We start from the raw sequence: 12,038 nt of genomic DNA, 5'->3' as shown, positions 1-12,038 counted from the left end.
GACTGTCTGACATAAAAAACCGCCATTTATTGGCGGTTTTTCTTTTTAGAATACTCTTTGATTGACTAGTTATCTGACCATACCGCCAACTGATAACCATCTGGATCAGTAAAGTGGAAACGTCGCCCCCCCGGGAAAGCGAAAATGGGCAGCACTATCGTCGCCCCGGCCTCTTCCAGACGTTGTTGTGTCTGTTCCAAATTATCGGCATACAGAATAATTAGCGGCCCACCATTAGGTTGAACTTCACTCAGCGTGGTCAAGCCCCCTGTCAGTCGACCATCTGTAAATTCACAATATCTTGGCCCGTAATCGGTAAATTTCCAATTGAAGACCCCGCCATAAAAATCTTTCGACCGGGCAATATCACTGACGGCAAATTCTATATTGTCGATCCGACTATCATTTCCCTGAATCCCCATGTGCTGCTCCCGTGATTAAAATCTGCATCAAAGCTGATAAGTTATCTTATGCATTTACATCAGTGATACCACTGCGCCTGAATTCAACGTGAACACCATCACATTATGGGTGAACAAAAAACAAACTATACTGATCTTAGGCCGTGTGGTGTTCAACCCCATCCTGTAAATCCATGAGGATGATATTTGTCTGTTATCTGCGGTCGATGGCGGGCAAGGAGGTGACGTATGATCAACCATGTTTGGGGGCTTCTGACCCATCCCAGTCAGGAATTGCAGCAGATCAAACGTGAGGGCGAAAGTATTCAGCACTTATACGCTCATCATGTTCTATTGATGGCGGCTATTCCGGTGATTTGTGCTTTTATCGGCACCACTCAGGTAGGCTGGAATTTTGGTGATGGACAGACCATCAAGTTGTCCCCCTTTACCGCGCTCTATTCCGCCATTATTTTCTATGTGCTAATTCTGGCTGCTGTCGCCCTGATGGGGCGCGTGATTTACTGGATGGCTCGCCGCTATGAAAGCCGCCCCAGTTGGCAAAGTTGTACTTTATTCGCCGGTTATGCTGCAACCCCTCTATTTTTAGCCGGTATAGTGGCGCTCTACCCCATCATCTGGCTGTGTCTATTCGTTGGTATCGTCGCCCTATGCTATTCCGGTTATTTGATGTATCTAGGAATTCCAACCTTCCTGAATATTGACCGGCAGGAAGGTTTTATCTTTTCTGGCTCCACATTTGCCATCGGTGTGTTGGTATTAGAGTTACTCCTTGGTCTAACCGTCTTGCTGTGGGGCTACGGCTCGCGATTGCTCTAATACACATCATCTTCTCGACACGACAACGCCGCTTTGTCGGATATTCCGCAGAGCGGCGTTCGTTTCCTCATTTGGAAATGGCTAACAGGCTTTTATCGTGATTAATGTCGCCCAGATCGCAATCTCTTACATCCCCGCGCTGAATAAGGTTGTACACTGTGTAGGACTGATGCAAACAAGGCAAAAAAAATGAAAAAGCTGACATTAAAAGAAATGACCGAAAGTGAGCAACGTGACGTCAAAACACAACTTGATAAAGCCAGAATCAATTTAGGAAGAGCATTAACCAATTCAGAACAAAACAAAGTTAAAGACGAAGCCATAGAAAAAATAATGAACGCCAGAGAACAAATCGCCAAATTAACCCGCGTCGAAAGAAAAACCAAAAAAACAGCACCAAGCACCACCACTTTTAGCTGGTCTGCATCTATCAGCACTCGCCCACCACGGTAACTGATTTCTACTGACAGAAAATAACTGTCATGGATAACCTATGGCGGGGAAATATTCTCCGCCGTAACCTGATACTTTATTTCTTACACCACGTTAGCTTCTATACCACTCTCGCTTTCCACACAATTATATTACGCCACTAGCTGCATTTTTCTCTCGTCTGCCTTAGGATTAAGGAAGCGTTTTCCTTTCAATGCGAAACTCAAGGAGTTTGTGATGAAATTGTTCTATAAACCCGGCGCCTGTTCTTTATCTCCACATATCGTATTACGTGAAGCAGGATTAGATTTTAGTATTGAAAGTGTCGATCTGGCCACCAAAGTAACTGAAACGGGTAAAGACTATTTAAGCATCAACCCAAAAGGACAAGTCCCCGCACTACTGCTCGATGATGGCAGCCTATTAACTGAAGGTGTTGCTATCGTGCAATATCTGGCAGATCAAAAGCCTGATCGCCACCTGATAGCTCCTCCAGGCACCCTTTCCCGTTATCATGCCATCGAGTGGTTAAACTTCATTGCGACGGAACTGCATAAAGGTTTCAGCCCTCTGTTTAACCCTAAAACGCCTGACGAGTATAAAGCTATCGCGCGTGAACGGCTGGATAAGCAATTCAGTTATGTAGACAGCGTATTAGCGCAGCATAAGTATCTGCTGGGCACAAAATTCAGTGTGGCTGATGCTTATCTATTTACCGTTACCCGCTGGGCAAATGCACTGAAACTGGATATTAAACAGCGCAGCCATTTAGACCAATATATGGCTCATGTGGCTGAACGCCCTGCAGTAAAAGCGGCTTTAGCGGCAGAAGACCCAAAGAAATAAAACTGTAGGTGATAACAGCGCCCTTATTAAAAGGGCGCTTGATATAAATGGCAGCTTAGATTTGGTGTTATCGCAGGCGCGAACTGAACGAATTTGCTGACGCTTAGTTCACTCGACCCCAGCGACATCAAACACTAAGAGGATTGGCAGTGAATTGGCAGGATGGGCTAACAATAGCATCCTGTGCTGCAACCACCTGAAGTTCATACTCGCCCATCATCTGAGTTTTCAGCATCACTTCATATACCGCGGCAGTCACATGCTCCAGAGCTTTATCTAAAGGCTCGCCTTTCAACAGATTGACCAGCAGTAAGCCACTGGTCAAATCACCGACACCCACGGGTTGGCGCGCACCAAAGTCCACCAGCGGGCGGCTGATATGCCAGGCTTCATCAGCCGTTACCAATAACATCTCAAAACAGTCGGCATGATAACCGGCGCGGCTGAGGTGCTTAACCAAAACAATTTTCGGCCCTTTAGCACAAAGTTCACGTGCCACCTTAACCGCCTGATCAACATTTTCGACCCGCACACCACTGAGTTGCTCTAATTCAAGCAGATTAGGCGCAATAATATCGCTGGCTGGCAACGCTTCTTTGCAGAAGAATTCGGCAACACCGGGGGCGACGATGCAGCCTTTCTCGGGGTGCCCCATCACGGGATCACAAAAATACCAAGCCTTTGGATTGGCCTGTTTTACCCGCGCCACGGCGGCCAGAATATGGTCCCCTTGTTCGGGGGAGCCAATATAGCCACTCAATACCGCATCACAATCTTTCAGCCGATCAATATCGGCAATGCCTTGCACAATGTCGGTCAGATGACTGGCGGGCATCACACACCCGGTCCAGTGACCATATTGGGTATGATTTGAAAACTGAACAGTATTCAACGGCCAGACGTTAACTCCCATCCGGCGCATAGGAAATTCAGCAGCACTATTCCCTGCATGGCCAAAAACAACGTGTGACTGAATCGAAAGTATATTTTTCATTGGTACGGCCTAAAGTTAAGGGCGCTTATAAAAAAATAAGGGACATTTCTGCCCCTTATCTTATTTCATTCTTATAACCAGCTAATCAGGCAATAATGTTTTTTGCCACGGCGCAATAATGTGTAACGGCCAAATAGACGGTCAGCATCAGTGAAAGCATATTCTGGGTCTGATTGCTTCTCACCATTGATGGCCACCGCATTCGAGTTAATCATGGTACGAGCCTGACCACGGGAAGGAACCAACTCGGCATTTACCAGCGCTTGCTGTAAATCAGCATCGCGGTTCAATTCGATGGTTGGCATACCATCTTGTGCCAACTGAGCAAAGTCAGCTTCAGTCATGTCGTGTAGATTGCCGGAGAACAAGCTATCAGTGATACGTTTCGCTGCTGCGAGGCCTTCCGCGCCATGCACCATGCCGGTTACATTCTCTGCCAACACATACTGCGCTCGCGGTGCTTTGCCACTATTTTTATCTTCTTCTTCCAACGCATTGATCTCTTCCATGCTCATGAAAGTAAAGAATTTTAGGAAGCGATATACGTCAGCATCTGCAGTATTGATCCAGAACTGATAGAATTTGTAAGGGCTGGTTTTCTTAGGATCAAGCCACACCGCGCCACCTTCGGTCTTACCAAACTTGGTACCATCTGCTTTAGTTATCAATGGCACCGTCAGGCCGTAAACCTGTTGTTGGTGAAGACGGCGAGTCAAATCGATACCTGAGGTGATATTGCCCCATTGGTCTGAACCACCGATTTGCAGTGCAACACCGTAAGCTTTATTCAAGCAGGCAAAATCATATGCTTGTAATAAATTGTATGAGAACTCAGTGAATGAAATACCACTGTCATCACGGTTCAAGCGCTGTTTCACCGCTTCTTTATTAATCATCTGATTCACAGAGAAGTGCTTGCCAATGTCACGCAGGAAAGTCAGCACATTCATGCCACCAAACCAATCATAGTTATTCGCAGCAATTGCGCTGTTTTCACCGCAATCAAAATCCAGGAATGGCGAAACCTGTCGGCGAATTTTTTCAACCCACTCGTTGACGGTATCTTCGGTATTCAGCTTACGTTCGCTGGCTTTGAAACTTGGATCACCAATCATACCGGTAGCGCCGCCCACCAAGGCAACCGGACGATGCCCCGCCAACTGGAAACGTTTAAGGCATAACAACGGAACCAGATGGCCCAAATGCAAGCTGTCTGCGGTAGGGTCGAAACCGCAATACAGTGAAATTGGCCCTTGCGCCAGTCTCTCTGCTAACGCGTCTTCATCCGTCACCTGGGCAACGAGGCCCCGCTCTTGCAATTGTTTAATCAGGTTGCTGCTGGTCATCAACGACTCCATTGTCTTTTACGAAACATTGTCTGCTACAAAAATTCTCTGTGACAAACATTGTCTGGTACAAAAATTGTATTTTACGAGGGGTGCTCAAGGAAGGTATAGAATAAAGCGCTCGTGGGACGAGCGCTAGGTTTAACCACAATTATTTCGTCGTTCTCAAGGGGCTAAACGGTCAATTTTCCATACATCCGCATCCCGTTGATAAATAAAACGGTCATGCAGGCGATGTTCCCCGCCTTGCCAAAACTCGACAGAATCAAATTTGACGCGAAATCCCCCCCAAAAACTGGGCAGAGGGACATCGCCATGCTGAAATTTTTGTTTTAGTTCGAGAAATTTACTTTCCAGCACGCCACGGGCTGAAATTCGAGAAGATTGCTGGGATACCCACGCACCAATCTGGCTATCTTTAGGGCGGGAGCTGAAATACTTCAGCACCTCAAGGGAGGAAAGCCGTTCAGCTTTACCGAGGAAAATGACTTGCCTGTCCAACATATGCCAAGGGAATAACAAGCTGATATGTGGGTTTTCAGCTAATTGCTGTGCTTTACGACTACCTAAGTTGGTATAAAACACCATCCCCTTATCATCATAGTGTTTCAGTAGCACGATACGCTGGTAAGGCTGGCCGCTGGCATCTACCGTCGCCACACACATTGCCGTGGGATCCGGTAGACGAGCTTCACAGGCTTGTTTTAGCCAGCGTTCAAATAATTCCAAGGGGTTTTCAGTTAGATCGCTACGACGTAGACCGCCGCGAGTATATTCACGGCGCAAATCTGCAACATCAAATTCATTATTGTCAGTCATATAAGCTCTATAACGCGCAGGAAAGCAGTGATTATCATTCTGCCCGTGCTGGTGCAGAATCACAATCACCCTGAGCCGGCAACGACTAGATTACTTGATCAAAACACAGTCATTGATAATGATTTTGTCATCACGCTCAACAAAAGCACTGTTTCCTTTCGACCAGAATGTATAGTGACCATCACTGTATTTAGCACCAGATGCGGCGCGCACTTGCGGCAACGTCAGTTGGTTGCCATCCAAAACCAAGCTGACTTTATCGTGTTTGTTGTCCTGCATAACCGTCAGCTTGGTCGTGCCACATTGATAGTGCAACGTCTCATTCTTCGGCTGTACCAAGTTACATCCGGCCAGCATCAATACTGCGGTTACACCCGCTGTCATACCAAGAAAGCGTTTCATCATATCGTCCTCATTGAGTGGATAAGCTGCCTTAAACTATGGCAGCTTAACACCCTCACCATGACGATACAGGATAGACTGCTCCTAAAATGGTCTCACAACTGGCCCCAGTCACTGAAGGTAAATTGCCAGTTTTTCCTGATAAGGTACGAAATGCCAACCAGGCAAATGCCAGCGCTTCCATATCATCACCGCTGACACCAAAATCATCCGTCACGCACACTTCGGTGCCAGGCAGCAAAGCCGACATCCGCGACATCACCAATGGGTTGCGCGCACCACCGCCACAGACCAACAAACGATCGCAGCCTCCCGCTAATTGAACTTGCTCGGCTATGGATACTGCCGTTAATTCAGCCAGCGTCGCTTGCACATCTTCAGGTTTTATCCCCGGGATTTTAGCCAGTTGCTTATCTAACCACCCGGCATTGAAATACTCGCGCCCAGTACTTTTCGGAGCCGACAAGGCAAAATAGGGGTCGCTGTACATCAGCTCGAGCAGTGACCGATTAACCTGACCAGATGAGGCCCAAGCGGCGTCTTCGTCATAAGGCAACGCGCGATTACGCCAGATCCAAGCATCCATCAACATATTACCCGGCCCGGTGTCAAAACCGCGTACTGGCAAATCTGGTAACAGCATCGATAAATTCGCAATACCACCAATATTCAAGACCATGCGCCGCTCTGTGGGGTGGGCTAATAAGGCATGGTGGAAGGCGGGGACTAAAGGCGCGCCCTGCCCACCATAGGCCATATCTCGGCGACGGAAATCCCCAACAGTGGCAATTTTTGTCATTGCAGCAATGCGATTATTATCGCCCAGTTGCATGGTAAAAGCAGGCTCCCCCAGTGGCTCATGCCATACGGTTTGCCCATGACAGCCAATCGCCGTGATGTCTTGCGCGGTCAACCCCTCGTTGGCCAGCAGCGCCAGTACTGCTTCAGCAAATAAGATGCCAAGTTGGGCATCAAGTCTGCCAACGGCCGATAGCGTGGTTGACTGGCCTTGACACATACCAAGAATATCTTTTTTCAACTGCACTGGCATCGGGTGACAATAACTGGCCTGTTGTGCCACCATCCGCTCATCAATAGCGGCCAGTACGACATCAATTCCATCCAGGCTGGTTCCTGACATCACTCCAATAAAACGGCCTGATTTCATAGCAATGACCTTATTTCCCTTTAAGGGACAAAATAGCAACAAGACTTACCGTGAGCCAAGTCAGAATGATAAAAATAACACCATGAAAAGATATACTTTTTTAAGTGTATACCGCCATAGGGGCATGTCTTAAAGAATGCGTTTTATTTGCAATAAGGGTCACATAAAAGTGGCTCGTTCTTACATTTTCATTTACGTCAGTGATATTTCTTTCTTTAAGAAAGTTAAACCACCGTTTAATATTGGTTGAAGTGTAAACCGCTAAGCTGCGAATCCATTGGTGTGGTTGAAAAATTAAGCACATAGTCAAAAATCAGTTAAGTAGTGAAATAAATATTTGGGTAAGCCATACTTTATGCAAATACTAGGCCGTCAATGGACTGGATTTGGATATCCCCGGCATACTGAACCGTAATACGGTTATGCATTTTTAATAGGAGTTTTTATGATCAAGCCATTAATCGCCGTTGCTATTGCCGCAGTCACCCTGACTGGCTGTGCCAACAACAATACGTTGTCTGGCGATGTCTTCAGCGCTTCGCAAGCCAAACAAGTACAGACAGTGACTTACGGTACTTTGCTCTCTGTTCGTCCTGTGACTATCCAAGGCGGCGATGAAAACAATGTTATGGGCGCTATCGGTGGTGCGGTATTAGGTGGCTTCCTTGGGAATACTGTCGGCGGTGGTACAGGTCGTAGCTTGGCAACCGCAGCAGGCGCTGTCGCTGGTGGTATGGCTGGACAAGGTGTTCAAGGTGCAATGAACCGCACTGATGGCGTGCAACTAGAAGTCCGTAAAGACGATGGCACAACCATTTTGGTTGTTCAGAAACAAGGTCCAACTCGCTTTAGTGTTGGTCAGCGTGTCATGCTTGCTAGCAGTGGCAGCACTGTGACTGTAAGCCCGCGCTAATCACCTCACCGGGTGACTCATAATTAAAAGTCAGGGTTCATTGCGAACCCTGACTTGTTCTGGTAACTAAAAATGTTCTTTCTGCTGTGAATAGAAGCGTAACATCTAATTATTACTTGCTTTGTAATTGAATAATATTTCTCTCGAGCTTATCAATCAAACCAGTTAGCAATTTAATTTCATCGGGTGATATTCCCCCAAGAATTTCTTTGCGAGTGGAACAGATGACTCCATCAACCTGCTCTATTATCGGTGAAGACTGTTCCGTCAGTTTTATTCTCTTTGCACGTCGATCATTTGCGCAGGTGTGACGCGTGATTAAACCTTTCTCCTCCAGTTGATCTAAGGTTCTAACCAATGATGGTTGTTCGATACCAATCGCTTTTGCCAGTTGAATCTGTGATTGCTCAGGTGGTAAACGATTAATGTTATGCAAGGTAACCCAATGCGTTTGGGTCAGTTCCAGCGGCTTCAACCGATGGTCGATAAGTGCGCGCCAAACGCGAACTAATCGTGCTAAATCAGATCCTAATGTCGATTCCAATTGCCCCTCCTTTTATTTAGCGTGCTAGCATAACTACCAGAGTCCAGTCTATTTTGGGTAATTAACATTAAAAACACAAATGTATATATACCGTCGATGCTAAGACAATAGCAATAAATACAAGGAATCCTTTAGCAAAAATGATGTATTTACTAAAATTACCTCTTAGGGATTAACCTTATGTATGTATCAATATTATCCGCAAATGCCCCACTTTCAGACTTGGTTTTAGGCACCTCAATCTATTTCCCGCCGATATTTAAGGCAGTTATGCTAGGTTTGGTGTTATGGCTATTGATCCATCATGTGCTGCGGAATTGGATCTACTCTGGCGATATCTGGCATCCAATATTAATGGATCTGTCCATTTTTGTCATTGCAGTCAGTGTTTCTTTATGGATATTAGCCAGTTGGTAAATTGATATGAATAATCAGTCTTTTAAATATTTCACCTCAGTCATCGTATTCGCCCTCGCACTGTGTGCTGGTTGGTGGATGTGGAATTATTATATGCAGTCTCCCTGGACTCGCGATGGCAAAGTTCGGGCGGAATTAGTCAGCATCACCCCTGAAGTCTCTGGCAGATTGGTTAAAATATTAGTTCATGATAACCAGTTGGTAACCTCGGGTAGCTTATTATTTGTGATTGACCCGCAACCCTATCAGTTGGCGCTGGATAATGCGCAAGCCGCATTAATCAGGGCCCAGGCTGAATTGGCTAAAGCCAATCACGAAGCCGAGCGCCGGCGCAACTTGCCAAAAAATATCATTTCTGGCGAAGACCTTGATATTGCCAATTTAACCGCAGAGAGTATGAAAGCCGCTTATCAAGGGGCATTGGCCAATCTTGAACAAGCGAAATGGAACCTTAGCAAAACCCGAATTTATGCCCCTGCCAATGGATATATCACCAACCTTCAGACCCGCGTTGGTAACTATGCGACCGCCGGTACTCCTTTAGTCGCGCTAATCGATACCGACTCATTCTATGTGATGGGGTATTTCGAGGAAACTAAACTGCGACACATTAGAGAAGGTAATGAAGCCAAAATTGTTCTGTATAATGGCAACATTCCTTTACGCGGAGTGGTAGAGAGCATTGGTCGCGCAATTTATGATCAAAGTGTCGATACGGGCGGTGATCTTTTGGTTGATGTGAAGCCCAATGTTCCGTGGGTGCGCTTGGCACAACGCGTTCCCGTGCGCATTAAATTGTTGGATGTTCCTGCCGATGTCACGTTGATCGCCGGGACCACCTGTACAATTTCCTTGGTGCAGTAACTCATGCGGCTCACTTTCCCTTCATGGCAACAAACGCCTTGGGGTAAAGCTAATGCAAGTCAGTGGCGTTATGCTCTGCGTAATTCGCTGGCGATGTGTTTATCGTTGTGGATTGCGTTTGCTCTGAATTTAGATGAACCCTATTGGGCTATGACTTCGGCCGCAGTGGTCAGTTTCCCAACCGTCGGCGGTGTTATCAGTAAGAGTATTGGCCGAGTTATTGGTAGCCTTATTGGTGCCGCGGCTTCATTGGTGATCGCAGGCCATTGCTTGAACGACCCTTGGTTGTTTACCTTTGTGATTGCCACCTGGATTGGCTTATGTACTTTTGTCTCAAACCATTATCAGAATAACGTTTCTTATGCTTTTGCTTTAGCTGGCTACACCACCGCCATTATTGCCTTTTCAACCGTCAATACTACAGATACACAGCAAATATTTGATATTGCCCAAGCTCGGGTTTGTGAGGTCATTACCGGTATTCTCTGTGGTGGGCTGATGATGATGTTGCTGCCGAGCACTTCGGATGGTGAGGCATTACTCACATCATTACGTCGAATGCAATCGCGCTTGCTGGAACATGCCGAATTATTGTGGCAAACCGAACTTACCCCGCAGATTCGCACCTCACACGAAGGGCTGATAGGTCAAATTCTCACCATGAACCTGCTGCGGATTCAAGCCTTTTGGAGCCATTACCGTCTGCGGCGACAAAATAATGTATTGAACTTTATTCTGCATCGTCAGTTACGTATCACCAGTGTAATTACCAGCTTGCGCCGTATGTTAGTTAACTGGCCATCACCGCCAGAAAATCTGGCCACCGTCCTGACCCAATTACTGACGGCCATGCAACAGCCAGACTGTGATAAATACCAACTTGCCAAAATACTGCAACAAATCGCTCCACATGATGAGTTTGATTATCGTCATCATGCTTTCTGGTTACGATTACGGCATTTTTGTTGGTTATATTTACAGGTTAATCGTTGGCTGGCACAACTGGATAGAGAACCTGAGGACGGGGTCCTATCGCCGCCACCGGTGACCGCTTTAGCCCGCCATACCGATACCTATGAAGCTGCCTACAATGGCCTGAGAACCTTCGTTTGTATCGTTATCGGCTGCGCGTTCTGGATAAATACGCAATGGAGCTCTGGCAGCGCGGCGCTCGCATTAGCGGCGGTAAGCTGCGTGCTCTACTCCGCAACGCCGTCGCCCACCGACAGCATCGCGACCCTATTGAAAGCCATCGTTTTGCTCTCGATAAGCTGCTTTATTCTGAAATTTGGTGTGATGGTGCAGATGGATGATTTTTGGCAATTTGCTGCCCTGCTATTCCCTATCTTAATCACCATGCAAATGATGAAGCTCCAGCACCCGACGTATGCCTCACTGTGGGGACAACTTATTGTATTTATGGGTTCTTTCCTGAGTGTTACCAACCCTCCTAGCTATGACTATCAAGAATTTCTGAATGATAATATTGGTAAATTGGTCGGCGTGATGTTGGCCGGTGTTGCATTCCAGGTTCTGCGCCCCAGCTCTGACAAGCGCAAAAGTCGACGTATTATCCGCGTATTACGCCGTGACTTTATCGATCAACTCAGTAGCCGACCACAGCAAAACCAAAATCAATTCGAGTCACTGATCTATCATCGTATAAATCAGCTTAATCTCAGCAAAGATCAACCCGCTCGCTTGTGGTTACTTCGTTGGGGGATGGTGCTGCTCAATTGCAGCCATGTAGTCTGGCAACTGCGTGATTGGCAAACAACGTCTGCACCATTATCAGCCGTGCGTGATGTCTGTATTCACTGTTTAAAAGGGTGTATGACAGAGAAAGGTGTTCAACCCGCGTCTTTGCAAGCGACGTTGCAAGAGTTACAGCGGATGAGTGCGATTTTAGGCCAATATCCTGATGCTTCAGGCCGGGAGCTAGCCGGGCTTATCTGGCGGCTCTACTGCTCATTAACGCAGCTCCAATTGGCTGTACCGGGAGAGGAAAGCAAAACCGCGCCAGCCTAAAGAGTGCTGGCGCAGAGGAAAGAC

The 12,038-nt window shown here is 46.8% G+C and carries 14 protein-coding genes; 7 read left to right on the top strand and 7 right to left on the bottom strand.

Going from position 1 to position 12,038, the window contains the following annotated elements:
• Positions 1-65 precede the first annotated feature (65 nt).
• The gene (locus ACIOG0_RS10725) at positions 66-422 is read right to left on the bottom strand and encodes a VOC family protein (RefSeq protein ID WP_050097603.1); all 357 of its coding nucleotides are present in this window, start codon (positions 420-422) and stop codon (positions 66-68) included.
• Positions 423-650: 228 nt separating this feature from the next.
• Between ACIOG0_RS10725 and ACIOG0_RS10720 the strand changes: the two genes are divergently transcribed.
• The 3 genes from ACIOG0_RS10720 (at position 651) to gstA (ending at position 2,519) form a co-directional block, all read left to right on the top strand.
• The gene (locus ACIOG0_RS10720; protein ID WP_072087773.1) at positions 651-1,241 is read left to right on the top strand and encodes a Yip1 family protein; all 591 of its coding nucleotides are present in this window, start codon (positions 651-653) and stop codon (positions 1,239-1,241) included.
• A 189-nt stretch (positions 1,242-1,430) separates the two neighbouring features.
• Positions 1,431-1,694, top strand: a complete 264-nt coding sequence (locus tag ACIOG0_RS10715) for a DUF3811 domain-containing protein (protein ID WP_004706625.1) — start codon at positions 1,431-1,433, stop codon at positions 1,692-1,694.
• A gap of 216 nt (positions 1,695-1,910) precedes the next feature.
• Positions 1,911-2,519, top strand: a complete 609-nt coding sequence (gene gstA, locus ACIOG0_RS10710; protein ID WP_050097602.1) for a glutathione transferase GstA — start codon at positions 1,911-1,913, stop codon at positions 2,517-2,519.
• Between the two features lie 127 nt (positions 2,520-2,646).
• On the opposite strand, the gene pdxY is transcribed toward gstA, so the two are convergent.
• The 5 genes from pdxY to anmK all read right to left on the bottom strand — a co-directional run bounded on the left by pdxY (position 2,647) and on the right by anmK (position 7,248).
• Positions 2,647-3,513, bottom strand: a complete 867-nt coding sequence (pdxY, locus tag ACIOG0_RS10705) for a pyridoxal kinase PdxY (RefSeq protein ID WP_128451690.1) — start codon at positions 3,511-3,513, stop codon at positions 2,647-2,649.
• Between the two features lie 71 nt (positions 3,514-3,584).
• Positions 3,585-4,859: a tyrosine--tRNA ligase gene (tyrS, locus tag ACIOG0_RS10700; RefSeq protein ID WP_128451691.1), complete on the bottom strand. Its 1,275-nt coding sequence runs from the start codon at positions 4,857-4,859 to the stop codon at positions 3,585-3,587.
• A 165-nt stretch (positions 4,860-5,024) separates the two neighbouring features.
• Positions 5,025-5,678, bottom strand: a complete 654-nt coding sequence (gene pdxH / locus ACIOG0_RS10695; protein WP_050097599.1) for a pyridoxamine 5'-phosphate oxidase — start codon at positions 5,676-5,678, stop codon at positions 5,025-5,027.
• 90 nt (positions 5,679-5,768) lie between these two features.
• The gene (locus ACIOG0_RS10690) at positions 5,769-6,080 is read right to left on the bottom strand and encodes an MliC family protein (protein ID WP_050097755.1); all 312 of its coding nucleotides are present in this window, start codon (positions 6,078-6,080) and stop codon (positions 5,769-5,771) included.
• 55 nt (positions 6,081-6,135) lie between these two features.
• The gene (gene anmK / locus ACIOG0_RS10685) at positions 6,136-7,248 is read right to left on the bottom strand and encodes an anhydro-N-acetylmuramic acid kinase (protein ID WP_050097598.1); all 1,113 of its coding nucleotides are present in this window, start codon (positions 7,246-7,248) and stop codon (positions 6,136-6,138) included.
• A 445-nt stretch (positions 7,249-7,693) separates the two neighbouring features.
• Here anmK and ACIOG0_RS10680 point away from each other — a divergent pair, with 445 nt between their 5' ends.
• The gene (locus ACIOG0_RS10680; RefSeq protein WP_050097597.1) at positions 7,694-8,161 is read left to right on the top strand and encodes a glycine zipper 2TM domain-containing protein; all 468 of its coding nucleotides are present in this window, start codon (positions 7,694-7,696) and stop codon (positions 8,159-8,161) included.
• 112 nt (positions 8,162-8,273) lie between these two features.
• Here ACIOG0_RS10680 and rovA read toward each other — a convergent pair whose 3' ends face one another.
• Positions 8,274-8,705, bottom strand: coding sequence for a virulence master transcriptional regulator RovA (gene rovA, locus ACIOG0_RS10675; protein WP_050097596.1), 432 nt, complete (start codon positions 8,703-8,705; stop codon positions 8,274-8,276).
• Between the two features lie 180 nt (positions 8,706-8,885).
• Here rovA and ACIOG0_RS10670 point away from each other — a divergent pair, with 180 nt between their 5' ends.
• Genes ACIOG0_RS10670 through ACIOG0_RS10660 form a run of 3 tightly spaced genes read left to right on the top strand, consistent with a single transcriptional unit; the run spans position 8,886 to position 12,014 of the window.
• Positions 8,886-9,122, top strand: coding sequence for a DUF1656 domain-containing protein (locus ACIOG0_RS10670; RefSeq protein WP_128451692.1), 237 nt, complete (start codon positions 8,886-8,888; stop codon positions 9,120-9,122).
• 6 nt (positions 9,123-9,128) lie between these two features.
• Positions 9,129-9,986, top strand: coding sequence for an HlyD family secretion protein (locus tag ACIOG0_RS10665; protein WP_050097594.1), 858 nt, complete (start codon positions 9,129-9,131; stop codon positions 9,984-9,986).
• 3 nt (positions 9,987-9,989) lie between these two features.
• Entirely contained in the window at positions 9,990-12,014 is a 2,025-nt protein-coding gene (locus ACIOG0_RS10660; protein WP_050097593.1) for an FUSC family protein, read from the top strand.
• Positions 12,015-12,038: the final 24 nt, after the last annotated feature.

It is taken from the genome of Yersinia vastinensis (assembly GCF_044905075.1).
Lineage (GTDB): Bacteria > Pseudomonadota > Gammaproteobacteria > Enterobacterales > Enterobacteriaceae > Yersinia > Yersinia vastinensis.
The sequence above is the reverse complement of the archived record's forward strand: the minus strand, read 5'-3'. Positions and strand labels throughout refer to the sequence as shown.